The organism is Priestia sp. J2 (assembly GCF_020790095.1).
GTDB lineage: Bacteria > Bacillota > Bacilli > Bacillales > Bacillaceae_H > Priestia > Priestia zanthoxyli.
This window is the reverse complement of sequence record NZ_CP086208.1, coordinates 4,807,896-4,825,654: the sequence shown is the minus strand read 5'-3', so window position 1 is coordinate 4,825,654 and position 17,759 is coordinate 4,807,896. Positions and strand designations below refer to the sequence as shown.

Below are 17,759 nucleotides of genomic sequence, written 5' to 3'. Positions count from 1 at the left end.
GAATAGATTTTGTAGCAGGGTGAATTTTTTTTGCGCAAGGTGGGACATAATATGTCTATATGGGACAAAATATGTCCAGCAAGTTTATGCCTTAAGGGGATTTTAACATGCGTTCTTTAATAGAAGTACAACGAAAATTATTACCTGAACTTCTCTCAGTTATGCAAAAGCGCTATCAAATCTTGCAATACATACGTTTAATGCAGCCGATTGGCCGCAGAAACTTAGCTGTAAGCCTTGGGCTAACAGAGCGTGTGTTACGAAGCGAAGTAACATTCTTAAAAGAACAAGATTTGATTGACATTTACCCTAGTGGGATGACGCTTACAAACGAGGGAGAACTACTTCTAGCTGAGTTAGAAGAAGTAATGAAGGAAGTTTCAGGACTTCGATTATTGGAAACAACATTAAAAGAGGCGTTTTCTTTATCAGAAGTTGTTGTTGTATCTGGAGATAGTGATCAGTCTCCTTGGGTCAAAAATGAAATGGGTCGAGCATCTGTTTCGTGTATCAAGGAGCGCCTTGTTGGTGAAAAAAATACCGTTGCTGTTACAGGTGGTACAACGCTTGCCGCCGTTGCCGAAATGATGACACCTGATTCAAAACACCCTGATGTACTTTTTGTACCTGCTCGCGGAGGGTTAGGTGAAAATGTACAAAACCAAGCAAACACGATTTGTGCTAAGATGGCTGAAAAGTCCATGAGTCACTATCGCTTGCTTCATGTTCCAGATCAGCTTAGTGATGAAGCATACCGATCCATTATCGGTGAGCCATCTATTAAAGACATGCTTCATTTAATCAAGTCCGCTGGTATGGTTGTTCACGGAATAGGAGACGCTATGACAATGGCAGAACGCCGTAAAACACCACAAGCTGACTTAGAAAAAGTGAAAAATGGACATGCTGTAGGTGAGGCATTTGGATACTATTTTAATCATCAAGGCGAAGTTGTTCATAAAGTTAAAACAGTTGGCATACAACTCGATGATTTAAAGAACAATAAATGTGTTATTGCTGTTGCAGGAGGTTCATCAAAAGCAAAGGCAATTAAAGCGTTTATGCAACAAGCGCATGATTCGATTCTCATTACAGATGAAGGCGCCGCAAAAGAGTTAGTAAGGGATTTTAATTAATCCCTCATATAAAAAAATACTTTTTACATTCAAGGAGGAAATACCCATGGCAGTAAAAATTGGTATTAACGGATTTGGTCGTATCGGCCGTAATGTATTCCGCGCAGCTTTAAAAAATGATAACGTTGAAGTAGTAGCAATCAACGACTTAACAGATGCTAACATGCTTGCTCACCTTTTAAAATATGATTCTGTACACGGAAAATTAGATGCAGAAGTAGTAGTAGATGGTAGCAACTTAGTAGTAAACGGTAAAACAATCGAAATCTCTGCTGAACGCGACCCAGCTCAATTATCTTGGGGCAAACAAGGCGTAGAAGTTGTTGTTGAATCTACTGGATTCTTCACAAAACGCGCTGACGCTGCAAAACACTTAGAAGCAGGAGCTAAAAAAGTAATTATCTCTGCTCCAGCATCTGATGAAGACATCACAATCGTAATGGGTGTTAACGAAGACAAATACGATGCAGCTAACCACAACGTAATTTCAAATGCTTCTTGTACAACTAACTGCTTAGCGCCATTTGCTAAAGTGTTAAACGACAAGTTCGGTCTTAAACGCGGAATGATGACAACAGTTCACTCTTACACAAACGACCAACAAATCTTAGACTTACCACACAAAGATTACCGTCGTGCTCGTGCAGCTGCTGAAAACATCATCCCAACTTCAACTGGTGCTGCTAAAGCTGTATCTCTAGTATTACCTGAATTAAAAGGTAAATTAAACGGTGGAGCTATGCGTGTTCCAACTCCAAACGTTTCTTTAGTAGACTTAGTTGCTGAACTTGATAAAGAAGTAACTGTTGAAGATGTAAACAACGCTCTTAAAGAAGCTGCTGAAGGCGATCTTAAAGGCATCCTTGGTTACAGCGAAGAGCCACTAGTATCTGGTGACTACAATGGTAACATCAACTCTTCTACAATCGATGCATTATCTACAATGGTAATGGAAGGTAACATGGTTAAAGTTATCTCTTGGTACGATAACGAGAGCGGATATTCTAACCGTGTAGTAGACCTTGCTCAATACATCGCTGCTAAAGGACTATAAGAATAACTTAAAATTCGCTTCTATTTGATTCAATAAGACAGAAATCGACTAGACTTTCCTTTTTTATTGGATATCTGAAAATAGAACGACTATAATAAGACTTGCTAAGGAAGAGAGGGGCATACCCCCTCTTCCTTGATTTATGTATTGGCTTCTACATGAAAAAGCGTCATAAACAGCTAACTCGAGTTTCACTTTATATAGAAAGGCGCCAATATATAAAATGAAATGTACGTTGGTTTGTGGATTGATGATTACATAGAAGCCTACTTGCTTAGTACCATAAATACTTAAGGAGGCCTTTTAACGATGAACAAAAAAACGTTGAAAGACATCGATGTAAAAGGAAAGCGAGTATTTTGTCGCGTAGACTTTAACGTACCAATGAAAGACGGAAAAGTAACAGACGAAACTCGTATTCGTGCAGCTGTTCCTACTATTCAATATTTAGTAGAACAAGGTGCAAAAGTAATTTTAGCTAGCCATCTTGGACGTCCAAAAGGCGAAGTTGTTGAAGAATTACGTCTAAATGCTGTTGCAGAACGTTTACAAGCTCTTCTTGGTAAAGACGTTGCAAAAGCTGACGAAGCTTTTGGTGAAGAAGTAAAGAAAACAATCGACGGCATGAGCGAAGGCGATGTTTTAGTACTTGAAAACGTACGTTTTTACCCAGGCGAAGAGAAAAACGATCCTGAATTAGCAAAAGCGTTTGCTGAATTAGCAGATGTATACGTAAACGATGCATTCGGTGCAGCTCACCGTGCGCATGCTTCAACAGAAGGAATTGCTCAACACATTCCAGCAGTAGCAGGTTTCTTAATGGAAAAAGAGCTTGATGTGCTTTCAAAAGCATTATCGAACCCAGAACGTCCATTTACTGCAATCGTTGGTGGAGCAAAAGTTAAAGACAAAATCGGTGTAATTGACCACTTACTTGATAAAGTAGATAACTTAATCATCGGTGGAGGACTTTCTTACACATTTATTAAGGCACTAGGCCATGAAGTAGGTAAATCACTTCTTGAAGAAGACAAGATTGAACTTGCAAAATCTTTCATGGAAAAAGCTAAGAAAAACGGAGTAAACTTCTACATGCCAGTGGACGTGGTAGTAGCAGATGACTTCTCAAATGATGCTAATATTCAAGTTGTATCAATTGAAAACATTCCAAGCGATTGGGAAGGCTTAGACGCAGGACCGAAAACGCGTGAAATCTATGCTGACGTAATCAAAAACTCTAAGTTAGTTATTTGGAATGGACCAATGGGTGTATTTGAATTAGACGCATTTGCTAATGGAACAAAAGCAGTAGCTGAAGCTTTAGCAGAAGCAACTGACACATATTCAGTAATCGGCGGAGGAGACTCTGCAGCAGCTGTTGAAAAATTCAACCTAGCTGATAAAATGAGCCATATTTCTACAGGTGGCGGTGCGTCACTAGAGTTTATGGAAGGTAAAGAACTTCCAGGCGTAGTTGCACTAAACGATAAGTAAGTTTATGTTTCAGTAAGACGGAGGACCGACCTGACGACTGATAATATAAATAATTATCAAGCAGCGAAGAAGGATGACCAAGAGATAAAAGGGACCGAATCACTTTTAACAGCACCCTCTTGGACATCTAACGCGTGAAGTGAAAACCCACAATAAACAAAGGACGGTGTTACACATGCGTAAACCAATTATTGCAGGAAACTGGAAAATGAATAAAGTACTTTCTGAAGCAACTAGCTTTGTTGAAGAAGTAAAAGGAGCAGTACCATCTCCTGAAAGCGTAGATTCAGTAGTATGTGCACCTGCACTATTTTTAGATCGTTTAGTAGAAGCGACTAAAGGCACAGACTTAAAAATTGGTGCACAAAACATGCACTTCGAAGAAAACGGTGCGTTCACTGGAGAAGTGAGCCCTGTTGCATTAGCAGACCTAGGTGTGAACTACGTAATTTTAGGACACTCTGAACGTCGTGAAATGTTTGCTGAAACGGACGAAACAGTAAACCAAAAAACAATTGCTGCATTCAAACACGGTTTAACACCAATCGTTTGCTGCGGTGAAACAAACGAAGAGTATGAACAAGACCAAACAAAAACAGTTGTAGCTAATCAAGTACAAAAAGCATTAGCTGGTCTAACTGATGAGCAAGTAAAACAAACGGTTATCGCATATGAGCCAATCTGGGCAATCGGTACAGGTAAATCTTCAACTGCTGAAGGTGCAAACGAAGTTTGTGCATACATCCGTAGCGTTGTTGCAGAGCAATTCTCTCAAGATGTTGCAGATGCTGTACGTATTCAATACGGCGGTAGCGTAAAACCTGCTAATATTAAAGAATATATGTCTCAATCAGACATTGACGGAGCTTTAGTAGGTGGAGCAAGCTTAGAAGCAGATTCTTTCTTACAGCTTTTGGAGGCTGGTAAGTAATGAGTAAAAAGCCAGTAGCATTAATCATCTTAGATGGTTTTGCATTACGCGATGAAGATAAAGGTAATGCGGTAACACATGCAAAAAAACCAAACTTCGACCGTTTCTGGAACGAGTATCCTCATGCTACACTTCAGGCGTCTGGAGAAGCTGTAGGCTTACCGGAAGGCCAAATGGGTAACTCTGAAGTAGGTCACTTAAACATCGGTGCAGGCCGAATTGTGTACCAAAGCTTAACTCGTGTAAACGTAGCAATTCGTGAAGGCGAGTTTGAACAAAACGAAACGCTTGTAGCAGCTGTAAAGCACGCAAAAGAAAAGGGTACAAACCTTCATCTTTTCGGACTTTTATCTGATGGCGGTGTACACAGTCATATCGAACATCTTTATGCATTATTGCGTCTAGCTAAGAGTGAAGGCTTAGAAAAAGTCTACATTCATGGCTTCTTAGATGGTCGTGACGTAGCACCTCAATCTGCTGAAACGTATTTAAAAGAACTTAATGAAAAAATTGAAGAGTACGGCGTTGGTGAAATTGCAACACTTTCAGGACGTTACTACTCAATGGACCGCGACAAACGCTGGGAGCGCGTAGAGAAATCATACCGCGCAATGGTGTACGGTGAAGGTCCATCATATACAAGCGCTGAAGAGTGCGTAAAAGATTCATATGAAAATGGAATCTATGACGAATTCGTTTTACCTTCTGTTATTACAAAGGAAGACGGATCGCCAGTTGCGACAATTCAAGACGAAGATGCAGTCATTTTCTACAACTTCCGTCCCGATCGCGCAATTCAAATTTCAAATACGTTCGCAAACGAAGATTTCCGCTCATTTGATCGCGGTGAGAAACATCCGAAAAACTTACATTTTGTATGTCTAACTCACTTCAGCGAAACAGTTGACGGATATGTAGCCTTTAAGCCAATTAACTTAGATAATACGCTTGGTGAAGTATTATCTCAAAATAACTTAAAGCAGCTTCGTATTGCTGAAACGGAAAAATATCCTCACGTAACGTTCTTTATGAGCGGTGGACGTGAAGCAGAGTTTCCTGGTGAAACACGTATCTTAATCGATTCACCAAAAGTAGCAACATATGACTTGAAACCTGAGATGAGTGCTTATGAAGTGACGGACGCGTTGCTTGCAGAAATCGAGGGCGACAAGCAGGACGCTATTTTATTAAACTTTGCAAACCCTGATATGGTAGGTCATTCAGGTATGTTAGAACCAACGGTAAAAGCGATTGAAACAGTAGATGAGTGCTTAGGCAAAATTGTAGATGCAATTTTAGCTAAAGGCGGTACAGCAATTATCACAGCAGACCATGGTAATGCTGATGAAGTGATTACACTTGAAGGTAATCCAATGACGGCTCATACAACGAATCCTGTTCCGGTAATTGTAACAAAACAAGGCTTAGAGCTTCGTGAAGACGGTATTCTAGGGGATCTAGCTCCTACAATGCTTACTCTTCTAGATGTAGCACAGCCAAAAGAAATGACAGGTAAAACATTAATTAAATAATTAATTATAAAGGAGAGTTTTAAAATGCCAACAATTCTTGACATTTATGCACGCGAAGTATTAGATTCTCGCGGTAACCCAACAGTTGAAGTAGAAGTATATACTGAATCAGGCGCTTTCGGACGCGCAATCGTACCAAGTGGTGCTTCTACTGGTGAACACGAAGCAGTAGAATTACGCGATGGTGACAAATCTCGCTACCTAGGTAAAGGTGTATTAAAAGCAGTAGAAAACGTAAACGAAATTATCGCTCCTGAATTAGTAGGTATGGACGCAACTGATCAAATCGGTATCGACCGCCTTATGATTGAGCTAGATGGTACGGAAAACAAAGGTAAATTAGGTGCTAACGCTATCCTTGGTGTATCTATGGCAGTAGCTCACGCAGCAGCTGATTTCGTAGGTCTTCCATTATATCGTTACCTTGGTGGATTCAACGCGAAGCAATTACCAACTCCAATGATGAACATCATCAACGGTGGTTCTCATGCTGATAACAACGTTGACTTCCAAGAGTTCATGATTTTACCTGTAGGAGCTCCTACATTCAAAGAAGCAATCCGTATGGGTGCTGAAGTATTCCACGCGTTAAAATCTGTTTTATCTGCAAAAGGCTTAAACACAGCTGTAGGTGACGAAGGTGGATTCGCTCCAAACCTTGGTTCTAACCGTGAAGCATTAGAAGTAATTGTTGAAGCAATCGAAAAAGCTGGCTACAAAGCTGGTCAAGACATCCAATTAGGTATGGACGTTGCTTCTTCTGAATTCTTCAACAAAGAAACTGGTAAATATGACTTAGCAGGCGAAGGTCGTACAGGCGTAACTTCTGCTGAAATGGTAGATTTCTACGAGCAGTTAGTTAACGAATTCCCAATCGTTTCAATCGAAGACGGTTTAGACGAAAATGACTGGGATGGTCACAAGCTATTAACTGAGCGCATTGGCGGCAAAGTACAGCTTGTTGGTGACGATTTATTCGTAACAAACACGAAAAAACTTTCTCAAGGTATCGAACAAGGCGTAGGTAACTCTATCCTTATCAAAGTTAACCAAATCGGTACATTAACTGAAACGTTCGAAGCTATTGAAATGGCTAAACGTGCTGGTTACACAGCAGTAGTTTCTCACCGTTCTGGTGAAACTGAAGATGCAACAATCGCTGATATCGCTGTTGCAACAAATGCTGGTCAAATCAAAACTGGTTCTATGAGCCGTACAGACCGTATTGCGAAATACAACCAATTACTACGCATCGAAGACGAGCTAGGTGTTCTAGCTGTATACGATGGCGCTAAATCTTTCTACAACTTAAAAAAATAAGTTGAAATCATAAAAAACGGATGACGATTGTCATCCGTTTTTTTATGTTAAAATCCGGTGTATTTCGCTGTCATTACTTGTATGAGAGGGTTTTTTATGATAAATTAACCTTAGCGTAGTGCGCGTACTTTATCCCCGGTAATGCCAATCAGAAGGGATGAAGAAACCCCGCTGATTGACTATTACTTGGTGTAGGAGGTGTGTCTTAGTGCATACATTGCTGATTACTTTACTAGTGATTGTTTCAATTGCATTGATTGTTGTGGTCGTTTTACAATCAAGCAAAACTACTGGATTATCTGGAGCTATTTCCGGTGGAGCTGAAACGTTATTTGGAAAACAAAAAGCACGTGGAATTGACTTAGTTTTACACCGTTTGACAGTAGTGTTATCTATCTTATTCTTTGCGTTAACACTTGCTGTATCTTATTTCAAACTTTAATATGTTACTGGATAGACTGCCACCTAATGCATACGTACTTGGTGTATACCAACTTATGTATTAGGTGGCTTTTTTAATGGGCGTGTTGAATACTTTAATTTCATTTTTAAGTAATGATATAATATAGCTTTAGAAAAAAGTACTAAATATAGTATAAAAACGTAAAAGTTGACGGACACATCTCTTGTTATGTGATGACCGTCACATAAATACATGTTTTTTTCTATTATGACTGCAGATATTATAACTAAAAGGAGTTAAATGATATATGAAAATTGCACAACCAAAGCCATTTACATTTGAAGGCGGCGAAAAGGCTGTTTTATTACTTCACGGTTTTACCGGAAATTCTGCTGATGTTCGTATGTTAGGTCGTTTTTTAGAGAAAAAAGGGTACACATGCCACGCACCTCACTATAAAGGACACGGTGTAGCGCCTGAAGAGCTTGTTCATACTGGTCCAAAAGATTGGTGGAAAGATGTCATGGAAGGCTATGAGTTTTTAAAAAGTAAAGGCCATGAAAGTATTGCCGCTGTAGGTCTTTCACTAGGTGGCGTATTTTCACTGAAATTAGGTTACACTGTACCTATAAAGGGTATTGTGCCTATGTGCGCGCCTATGTATATAAAGAGTGAAGAAGTCATGTATGAAGGTGTTTTAGCGTATGCACGCGAATATAAAAAGCGTGAAGGTAAATCGTCTGAACAGATTGAACAAGAAATGGAAGAGTTCAAACAAACACCAATGAACACGTTAAAGTCTTTACAGGAATTAATCGCTGAAGTGCGAAATTCAGTTGATATGATTTATGCACCGACATTTGTTGTACAAGGTCGTCATGATCATATGATTAATACAGACAGCGCCAATATTATTTATAATAGCGTCGAGTCTCCTACAAAAGATATAAAGTGGTACGAAGAATCTGGTCATACCATTACCTTTGATAAAGAGCGAGATCAGCTTCACGAGGATGTATATGCATTTTTGGAATCACTTGATTGGTAATAGAGATAATACGAATAAGGAAAAAGGAGGGACATGATGTGAAAGAAGAAAATCAGCCCTATATGAATGAAATATTGGATTTTATGAAAAGGGATAATTACAAACCTTTGACTGTCCAAGAGCTTGCAAAAGAATTTAATACGGAGGATGCAGAGTCATTCAAAGAGTTTGTTAAGGCACTTGTTATTATGGAAGAGAAGGGTTTAATTATCCGAGCAAGAAATGACCGCTACGGGCTGCCGGAACAAATGAATTTTGTCAAAGGGAAAGTAAGCGGACATGCAAAAGGGTTTGCGTTCGTAGTTCCTGAAGAAAAAGATGCGGGTGATGTATTTATTCCCCCTACTGAAACAAACAATGCTATGCACGGAGATATTGTGCTTGCAAGAGTGTTATCAGAATCATCAGGTGCTCGTCGTGAAGGAACCATTGTAAAAATCTTAGAACGAGGTACCCAGCAAATTGTAGGTACGTATACGCAAAGCAAGAATTTCGGCTTTGTGATTGCGGATGACAAAAAAATTGCAGGTGATATCTTTATTCCCAAAGCAGCAAGAAACGGTGCAGTTGAAGGCCATAAAGTAGTAGTAGAGCTCACAACCTATCCGGAAGGCCGCATGAATGCAGAAGGAAAAGTTGTTCAAATTCTTGGACATAAAAACGATCCGGGGATTGATATCATTTCTGTTATCCATAAGCACGGTCTTCCTCAAGAATTTCCTGCTGACGCTTTAACGCAAGCAATCGATACACCTGAGACGATTGATGAAAAAGATATCGGTAACCGTCGCGATCTTCGGGATCAAGTTATTGTAACCATTGACGGAGCAGATGCAAAAGATTTGGATGACGCTGTAACGGTTACAGAGCTTGAAAACGGAAACTACAAATTAGGCGTTCATATTGCAGATGTAAGTCACTACGTTAAAGAAGGTTCTCCGATTGATGTAGAAGCAGCAGAGCGCGGAACAAGCGTCTATTTAGTAGACCGAGTTATTCCGATGATTCCTCACCGTTTATCTAACGGAATCTGCTCATTAAATCCAAAAGTTAACCGTTTTACACTTTCTTGTGAGATGGAAATTAATCCACAAGGTGAAGTAGTAAAACATGAGATTTTTGAAAGTGTCATCAAAACGACAGAACGAATGACGTATTCAGATGTGAACAAAATCTTAGTGGATAAAGATGAAGAAGTGTTAGAACGCTACGAGCCAATCGTTCCGATGTTTGAGCGTATGGAAAAGCTGGCAGCTATTCTTCGTAAAAAGAGAATGGATCGCGGTGCCATTGATTTTGATTTCAAAGAAGCAAAAGTATTGGTAGATGATGATGGACATCCTCACGATGTTATTTTGCGTGAACGTTCAGTTGCTGAAAAGCTAATCGAAGAATTTATGCTGGCGGCGAATGAAACAGTAGCAGAACATTTTCACTGGATGAACGTACCGTTTATTTATCGTATTCATGAAGATCCAGATGCAGAGAAGCTTACTCGTTTCTTAGAGTTTATTACAAACTTTGGTTATACAGTGAAAGGGACAGGCAACGATATTCATCCGCGTGCGCTGCAAGATATTTTAGAAGAAGTAAAGGGTACGCCTGAAGAGATGGTTATTTCAACTGTTATGCTTCGTTCGATGAAACAAGCGAAATATGAAGCAGAAAGTTTAGGCCACTTTGGTTTATCAGCTGAATTCTATACGCATTTTACGTCTCCAATCCGTCGTTATCCGGATTTAATCGTTCATCGTCTCATTCGTACGTATTTAATTGAAGGAAAAACAGATCAGCAAACGCAAGAAAAATGGCGCGAGCTTCTGCCTGATGTTGCTGAGCATTCTTCTAATATGGAACGTCGTTCAGTTGACGCTGAGCGAGAAACGGACGATATGAAAAAAGCTGAGTTTATGGCTGATAAAGTTGGGGAAGTATTCAATGGTATTATTAGCTCTGTTACAAACTTTGGGATGTTCGTGGAGCTGGAAAATACGATTGAAGGGTTAGTTCATGTTAGTGACTTAACGGATGACTATTATCGTTACGACGAACGTCATTATGCGATGATTGGAGAAAGAACGGGCAACGTCTTCCGAATTGGAGACGAAATTGAAGTGAAAGTTGCCGATGTGAATAAAGACGAGCGTTCAGTGGACTTTGTTATTGTGGGAATGAAAGAAGGCCGCAAACGCTTATCTAAAGATCGTCCTAAAGTGATTAAGGCAAAACAAAAGTCACGCAAAGACGATAAAGGAAAAGGTCGAGAGGGCAGCCGAAGCAAAAATGAAGAGTGGTCTACTCAAAAACCAAAGAAGAAAAAGAAAAAAAGATTCTTCGAAGGCGCTCCAAACGTTAAGCGTAAAAAGAAAAAGCGCAAATAATCGACAGCAGTGAAGCAGAAGGATAGACCTTCTGCTTCAAAACAGCTCTATTAAACGTTTTAGTTGTTGTTTAGATTTCCATACAGTAAAATGATACATAATATCATACATATACGTAAGTACGGCTGAAGGGAAGGAACGTTTTATGCCAAAAGGTGAAGGGAAATTAATTGCACAAAACAAAAAAGCCCGCCACGACTTTTTTATTGAAGAAACATATGAGACGGGTATTGTTCTACAAGGAACGGAAATTAAATCAATTCGTAATGGTCGTGTGAATTTAAAGGACTCTTTTGCTCGTGTGCAAAACGGAGAAGTATTTTTACACAATATGCACGTTAGTCCTTACGAACAAGGAAATCGATACAATCATGAGCCACTTCGTACACGAAAGCTATTGCTGCATAAACGCGAAATCAGCAAGCTAATTGGCTATTCAAAAGAAACAGGTTATTCACTAGTTCCGTTAAAAGTGTATTTGAAAAATGGATACGCAAAGGTTTTACTAGGGCTTGGTAAGGGTAAAAAGAAATATGATAAGCGTGAAGACTTAAAGCGTAAAGAAGCCAAGCGTGATATCGAACGAGCATTTCGTGATCGTCAAAAGATGTAAAATTACAAAATCTTACAATTGCAAAATGCTCATTTTGTGATATAATAAATATTGTTATCAGTTAGATTTCATTTTGCACACTGAAGTCGCTATCTGATGTAAGAATTTTTCTTACACATTCCGACTCCCTTTTATATGGGGACGTTACGGATTCGACAGGGATAGTTCGAGCTTAGGTTGCGAGTCGAGGAGATGGCCTCGTTAAAACATCAACGCCAATAATAACTGGCAAATCTAACAATAACTTCGCTTTAGCTGCATAATAGTAGCTTAGCGGTTCCTCCCTCCATCGCCCATGTGGTAGGGTAAGGGACTCACTTTAAGTGGGCTACGCCGGAGTTCGCCGTCTGAGGACGAAGGAAGAGAATAATCAGACTAGCGACTGGGACGCCTGTTGGTAGGCAGAACAGCTCGCGAATGATCAATATGCCAACTACACTCGTAGACGCTTAAGTGGCGATATTTCTGGACGTGGGTTCGACTCCCACCGTCTCCACCAAATACATATTTTTGGTGGCTTACCTTACTTATAACAGGAGCTAATCAAATGTATGATCTACATTTGATTAGCTCCTTTTTAATTTATGATGTATGTAAAATTGAAAAAGCGGTACAAAAGTAAAAGGATGCCTCTTTGTGTAAGAGGCATCCTTTTACTTTTGTTTAAGCTGAACAAAAAGCAGCATAAGAAAGGAAAGAAAGACGATCGAGATAACCCATAGCCAAGCGAGATTCATGTTTCCAGAGTCAATCGCGACGTAGATAGCGGTAGGAACAGTTTGAGTTTCACCTGGAATATTGCCAGCAAACATCAAAGTGGCTCCAAATTCTCCGAGTGCTCTTGCCAGACTTAACACACCTCCTGTTACGATAGCTTTAGAAGCTAAAGGAATGGAAATAAAGAAAAAGACTTTCCATTCGCTTGCACCATCTACTCGAGCTGCGTCTTCAATTTCATGATCAACGCCTTGGAAGCCCGTTTTGGCAGATTGATACATAAGGGGAAACGCAACGACAACGGATGCAATAACAGCTGCCCACCACGTAAAAATAACGGGTTGTTGAAAGACCCATTCAATTGCTCGGCCAAGTAGGCTGTGTTTTCCGAATATGACAATCAATAAAAATCCAACAACGGACGGAGGCAGGACCAATGGTAGCATCAACACCGTTTCAACCATCACTTTTCCCTTAAAGTGTTTCCTGGATAACAGTTTTCCTATAACAGTGCCTAGAATAATCACGACAAATCCCGCTACTAATGCAATTTTAAGCGATAGCTGAAGAGGAGATAAAAACTCTTGAATCATAGCAATCTCAATTCGCAGTGAAACCGTATTTTTTAAACGTGTTAAGAGCCGTCTTACTTTGTAAAAATTGATAAAAATCCTTTGCTTCTTGTGGATGTTTCGAATCCTTAATAACGCCTACAGGATATACAATTGGTTTGTGAGTGCTATGATCTGCAGTGGCGACAATCTTCACTTTTTTTGAAATCAACGCATCGGTTTTATAAACAACTCCAGCTTCAACGTTTTCTGTCTCCACATAGGAAAGCACCTGGCGTACGTCTTTTGCATAGACGGTTTTAGGCTCAATGTTTTTCCACAGATTCATGTGTTCAAAAGTCTCTTTTGCATACTGTCCGGCAGGAACGGATTCCGGTATGCCAAGTGCAATTTTTTGAACAGCAGGCTTTGATAGATCTTCAAAATTTTTGATGGCAGCCGAATTATTCTTTGGGACGATAAGCACAAGATCGTTGCCAACCAAGTCAGTTCCATTTTCTTTAGAAATAACTCCTGACTTTACCAGTGCATCAAACTTATCTTCCGCTGCTGAAAAAAACAAATCAGCCGGTGCGCCGTTTTCGATTTGCTGTTGCAGCGAGCCTGAAGCCCCAAAATTAAATTTTAAGTCGACATTCGGATGCTTTGTTTCATATTGCTTTTGAATATCGGTAAGCGCATCTTTTAAGCTGGCTGCAGCGGATATCGTTAAGCTGACGTTTTGGTGCTGAGCCGCTGATTGACTCGTATTTGTTCCGTTTGAACAAGCAGCAGTAAACATAATTAAAAATAATAGTGCGAATAAGGGTTTAAAGTATTGTTGCATCGTGTCACCTCAATTAGTTTTAGTAGAGCAATTTAGTATAACTATATCACGTTCACTTAGAAAAGGACTTCCTAAAAAGAAAACAGCGACTTGAAAGGGAAAAACTTTCAAGTCGCTGCCTTATTTACTCTTCCAACGCTTTGCCCATTCCTTTTAAAAAGTGAAGTCCAAATCCAATTGCACGATTAATATCTGGATCATTTAGCGCTTTTATAAGAGCTAACGCACTTACTTTTTTTCCTGTTTTTACATATTCATTTGCTTCGTTCATACCAGCTGTTGCACTGTTAACAAGTTTAGCAGTTACCTCTGGGTCTGCCTTCATCAAACCGCTGCTTGCACCCATAAGGGTATTAATTAAATTGGTTACGGGTTCTCTAGAAATTTGATGAAGCGCAATTTTTGAGATTTTTTCTTTTGCTTGAATCATTGAATCAGCAGCTTCAAGAACACCCATGTCGTTAAGTTCTCCGACAATACCGAGAATACGATTCAGCGCTTCTTCATTATCTGCCAGCAGAGAAGTCAAGTCTTCTAATTTTTGCTGTTTTTTTTCTTCCTCGCTTAGAAGAGGCTTTTTAATTTCTGTAATAGGTTGTGCCATCTTTTCTCCTCCTATTTACTTGTTAAATGGACGTAGCCAGGACGATTCCATTTACGCTGAACCTCGACCCCATTTTGAGGATGACGTTTTTTGTTACGCGGATTTGTAGACGGTAAAGGCGTTTTTCCACCTTTGCTTAATACTTCCATCCGTACTTTTGTTTGTTTGTAAGCCGGCGTATTTGTTCGTTGGTCGACTGCAGGTCCCGTCAAGAAGTTAATAGCCGAATCTTTATGAACGGAGTGCATCGGAAGATACAGCTCATTTGCTTTTACTCGCTCTGTAATTAATGCCTGTACTTTTACTGCTCCAAACGGTGAGATTAATCTGACAAGCGAACCGTCTTCAATTTCACGCTCCTTGGCAAGCTGAGGTGAAATTTCTACAAATACTTCCGGTACCTTTGATTGAATACCGCTCGATTTATTGGTCATATTCCCTTCATGAAAATGTTCTAACATTCGTCCGTTATTAATGTGCAAATCATATTCCTCTGGAAATTCAGCAGGAAGAACCCAATCTGATAAAGCAAAGCGCGCTTTTTTATCTGGGAAATTAAACCCATCGACGTAAAGTAAAGGCGTGCTTTTCCCCTCTAAGCTCCCCCATAAGAAGCTATCCCAGCCTTCAAGGTTTTCGTAGCTGGCTTGGCTGAACAGAGGTGATAGACTAGCCATTTCTGAAAAGATGTCACCAGGGTGTGTATACGTCCAATTTGCACCTAAGCGGTTTGCAATCTCTTGAACAATCCACCAATCCGGCTTCGAATCACCAAGCGTTGGCAATGCTTGATACAATCTTTGTACGCGTCGCTCCGTATTGGTAAACGTTCCGTCTTTTTCAAGAGAAGGAACAGCAGGGAGTACAACATCAGCATATTGAGCCGTTCTTGAAAGGAAAATGTCTTGGACAACAAAAAAATCTAGATTTGATAATATTTCGTGTACGTGATTAGCGTTCGAATCGACAAGAGCCATATCTTCTCCTACAAGGTACATAGCTTTCATTTTTCCTTCATCAATTGAATGAAGCATTTGGATATTATCAAGACCCGGCTTGTCTTTAATTTTCACGCCGTATGCTTTTTCAAATTTTTCTCGAGCGACTGAGTCCGTGACGTGCTGATAACCTGGAAGCCAAGCGGGAAGAGTTCCCATATCGCATGCGCCTTGCACGTTATTGTGGCCTCGGAGTGGATAAGCGCCTGCACCAGGGCGTCGATAGTTTCCAGTAGCAAGCAACAGGTTTGAGATAGCCGCTGATGTATCAGAGCCTCCTGTATTTTGCGTCACGCCCATACCCCACAGCACACAGGTTCCATCGGCGTCTCGAATCATTTCAGCTATTTGAATGAGTGTTGCTGCTGAAATACCCGTAATTTGTTCAGCATATTCAAGCGTGTACTTTTCAAGCAAAGAGTTAAAGTCTTCAAAATAGTTGACGTTTTCTTGGATAAATTTTTCGTTGTGCCATCCTTGATCAATCATGTATTTTGTTACAGCCATTAGCCATACTTGGTCCGTACCTTGTTTTGGACTGATAAAAATGTCAGAGCGTTCAGCCATTTCGTTTTTGCGCAAATCTGCGACGATTAGTTTTTGGTCATGAAGCTTATGCGCGCGTTTGATACGAGTTGCTAATACAGGGTGACCTTCGGCAGGGTTAGCTCCAACGATGATAACCAGTCCAGCTTTTGCGATGTCTTTTATCGTGCCGGCATCGCCTCCCATTCCGACTGTTCGAAATAATCCATCGGTTGCAGGAGACTGACAGTAGCGAGAACAGTTGTCTACGTCATTTGTTTCAAACATTTGGCGAGCCAGCTTTTGAATAACATAGTTTTCTTCGTTTGTAATCTTAGAAGAAGAGATAAAACCAACGGATCCATGTCCGTACTGCTGATTGATGGAGTTTAACCTGCTTGCTACTAAATCGAGCGCTTCTTCCCATGGCGACTCTACAAATGCGCCATTTTTTCGGATTAAAGGCTTAGTAATACGTTTTTCAGAGTTTACAAAATCCCAGCCGAATTTTCCTTTCACACAGGTTGAAATAGCGTTTGCGGGAGCATCTGAGCTAGGTTGAACTTTAAGGATTTCGCGGCCTTTTGTCCACACTTCAAATGAACATCCAACTCCGCAAAATGTACAGACGGTTTTTGTTTTTTTCGTCCGAGTTTCACGCATAGCTGCTTCCACCTCTGAAACAGCAAAAATTCCGCTGTACCCTGGTTCCACTTCTTTAACTAAATCAATCATTGGATTCAAAACGCTTTTTGGAAGTCCGGTCATGAATCCAGCTTCTCCGAGCATAGATTTTTCCATTAAGGCATTACAAGGGCATACTGTTACACATTGACCGCAGCTCACACAAGAAGATTCATTGATTGCTACACCATCATCCCAGAGAACGCGGGGACGTTTCGCTTCCCAGTCGATAGAGAGCGTTTCATTAACTTGAAGATTTTGACAAACCTCTACACATTGTCCACAAGCAATGCATTGATTAGGGTCATAACGGTAAAACGGATGAGACATATCGACTTCATCCTCTGAGGCCTTTGGCGTATAGGGGTATTTTTGATGTTCAATCTCCATCATTTCGGCTGTATTATGTAATTTACAGTTTCCGTTGTTATTATCGCAAACGGTGCAGTATAGCAAATGATTTTCTAATAAGCGATCCATTGCTTCCGTCTGTGCCGCTTTTGCGGGTGCTGATTGTAATTCAATCTTCATGCCGTTTTCAGCTTTTGTAGAACAAGAACGAACTAACTCGCCATTCATTTCAACAATACATGTGTCACAAGTTTGAATAGGGTCTACTTCAGGCACATAACAAATCTGAGGATGCTCGATGTTTTGCTGGTTAATAATTTCGAGTATGGTAGAACCTGAAGCTGCCTTGTATTCGCTGCCATTTATATGAACAGTGATGATTTCACGACTCATTTGTTTTCCTCCTTTATATAAAACAAAAAACCACCATGAATACACATGCCTAATTAAATAAGGGAAGTGCAATCATGGTGGAATAGTTTACTAGCAGGTCTTACTAATATGCCAATCCGGCCCATTTATATCGTTAAGAAAAAGTGATAGAGTAATAACAATTCATTATTATTATTA

14 protein-coding genes and 1 other RNA gene are annotated in these 17,759 nt (G+C 40.1%); 11 read left to right on the top strand and 4 right to left on the bottom strand.

The genetic code is table 11. From position 1 onward, the window contains the following. Window positions 1-107 precede the first annotated feature (107 nt). The 11 genes from LJY09_RS25050 to ssrA all read left to right on the top strand — a co-directional run bounded on the left by LJY09_RS25050 (window position 108) and on the right by ssrA (window position 12,411). Window positions 108-1,136 carry a sugar-binding transcriptional regulator gene (locus LJY09_RS25050; protein WP_014457838.1) on the top strand — a complete coding sequence of 343 codons (1,029 nt, stop codon included), beginning with the start codon at window positions 108-110 and terminating at the stop codon, window positions 1,134-1,136. A 46-nt stretch (window positions 1,137-1,182) separates the two neighbouring features. Then, window positions 1,183-2,190 (top strand): type I glyceraldehyde-3-phosphate dehydrogenase, encoded by a 1,008-nt coding sequence (gap, locus tag LJY09_RS25045; RefSeq protein ID WP_014457839.1) that lies wholly within the window; start codon window positions 1,183-1,185, stop codon window positions 2,188-2,190. Window positions 2,191-2,499: 309 nt separating this feature from the next. Then, entirely contained in the window at window positions 2,500-3,684 is a 1,185-nt protein-coding gene (locus tag LJY09_RS25040) for a phosphoglycerate kinase (protein ID WP_028412053.1), read from the top strand. Window positions 3,685-3,859: 175 nt separating this feature from the next. Beyond that, complete coding sequence (gene tpiA, locus LJY09_RS25035; protein ID WP_013085385.1) at window positions 3,860-4,615, top strand: triose-phosphate isomerase; 756 nt, start codon at window positions 3,860-3,862, stop codon at window positions 4,613-4,615. Next, entirely contained in the window at window positions 4,615-6,147 is a 1,533-nt protein-coding gene (gene gpmI, locus LJY09_RS25030; RefSeq protein ID WP_028412054.1) for a 2,3-bisphosphoglycerate-independent phosphoglycerate mutase, read from the top strand. The genes tpiA and gpmI overlap by 1 nt, the downstream gene beginning before the upstream one ends. A gap of 24 nt (window positions 6,148-6,171) precedes the next feature. Beyond that, the gene (gene eno / locus LJY09_RS25025; RefSeq protein ID WP_028412055.1) at window positions 6,172-7,467 is read left to right on the top strand and encodes a phosphopyruvate hydratase; all 1,296 of its coding nucleotides are present in this window, start codon (window positions 6,172-6,174) and stop codon (window positions 7,465-7,467) included. Between the two features lie 208 nt (window positions 7,468-7,675). Beyond that, on the top strand, window positions 7,676-7,909 hold the full coding sequence (gene secG, locus LJY09_RS25020) for a preprotein translocase subunit SecG (RefSeq protein ID WP_014457843.1): 234 nt from the start codon (window positions 7,676-7,678) through the stop codon (window positions 7,907-7,909). Window positions 7,910-8,177: 268 nt separating this feature from the next. Continuing rightward, window positions 8,178-8,918 carry an alpha/beta hydrolase gene (locus LJY09_RS25015; protein ID WP_028412056.1) on the top strand — a complete coding sequence of 247 codons (741 nt, stop codon included), beginning with the start codon at window positions 8,178-8,180 and terminating at the stop codon, window positions 8,916-8,918. A 38-nt stretch (window positions 8,919-8,956) separates the two neighbouring features. Then, complete coding sequence (rnr, locus tag LJY09_RS25010) at window positions 8,957-11,299, top strand: ribonuclease R (RefSeq protein WP_028412057.1); 2,343 nt, start codon at window positions 8,957-8,959, stop codon at window positions 11,297-11,299. Between the two features lie 145 nt (window positions 11,300-11,444). Next, window positions 11,445-11,912, top strand: a complete 468-nt coding sequence (gene smpB, locus LJY09_RS25005) for an SsrA-binding protein SmpB (protein ID WP_013059694.1) — start codon at window positions 11,445-11,447, stop codon at window positions 11,910-11,912. 137 nt (window positions 11,913-12,049) lie between these two features. Next, window positions 12,050-12,411, top strand: a transfer-messenger RNA (tmRNA) gene (ssrA, locus tag LJY09_RS25000). 154 nt (window positions 12,412-12,565) lie between these two features. Here the strand turns inward: ssrA and modB are convergent. From modB to fdhF, 4 genes are all read right to left on the bottom strand, one after another. Next, complete coding sequence (gene modB / locus LJY09_RS24995; RefSeq protein WP_034264255.1) at window positions 12,566-13,222, bottom strand: molybdate ABC transporter permease subunit; 657 nt, start codon at window positions 13,220-13,222, stop codon at window positions 12,566-12,568. Between the two features lie 7 nt (window positions 13,223-13,229). After that, window positions 13,230-14,027, bottom strand: coding sequence for a molybdate ABC transporter substrate-binding protein (gene modA / locus LJY09_RS24990; RefSeq protein WP_099000230.1), 798 nt, complete (start codon window positions 14,025-14,027; stop codon window positions 13,230-13,232). A gap of 124 nt (window positions 14,028-14,151) precedes the next feature. Then, window positions 14,152-14,631, bottom strand: a complete 480-nt coding sequence (locus tag LJY09_RS24985) for a helical membrane plugin domain-containing protein (protein WP_228307451.1) — start codon at window positions 14,629-14,631, stop codon at window positions 14,152-14,154. Between the two features lie 11 nt (window positions 14,632-14,642). Continuing rightward, entirely contained in the window at window positions 14,643-17,582 is a 2,940-nt protein-coding gene (gene fdhF / locus LJY09_RS24980) for a formate dehydrogenase subunit alpha (protein ID WP_099000229.1), read from the bottom strand. Between the last annotated feature and the right edge of the window lie 177 nt (window positions 17,583-17,759).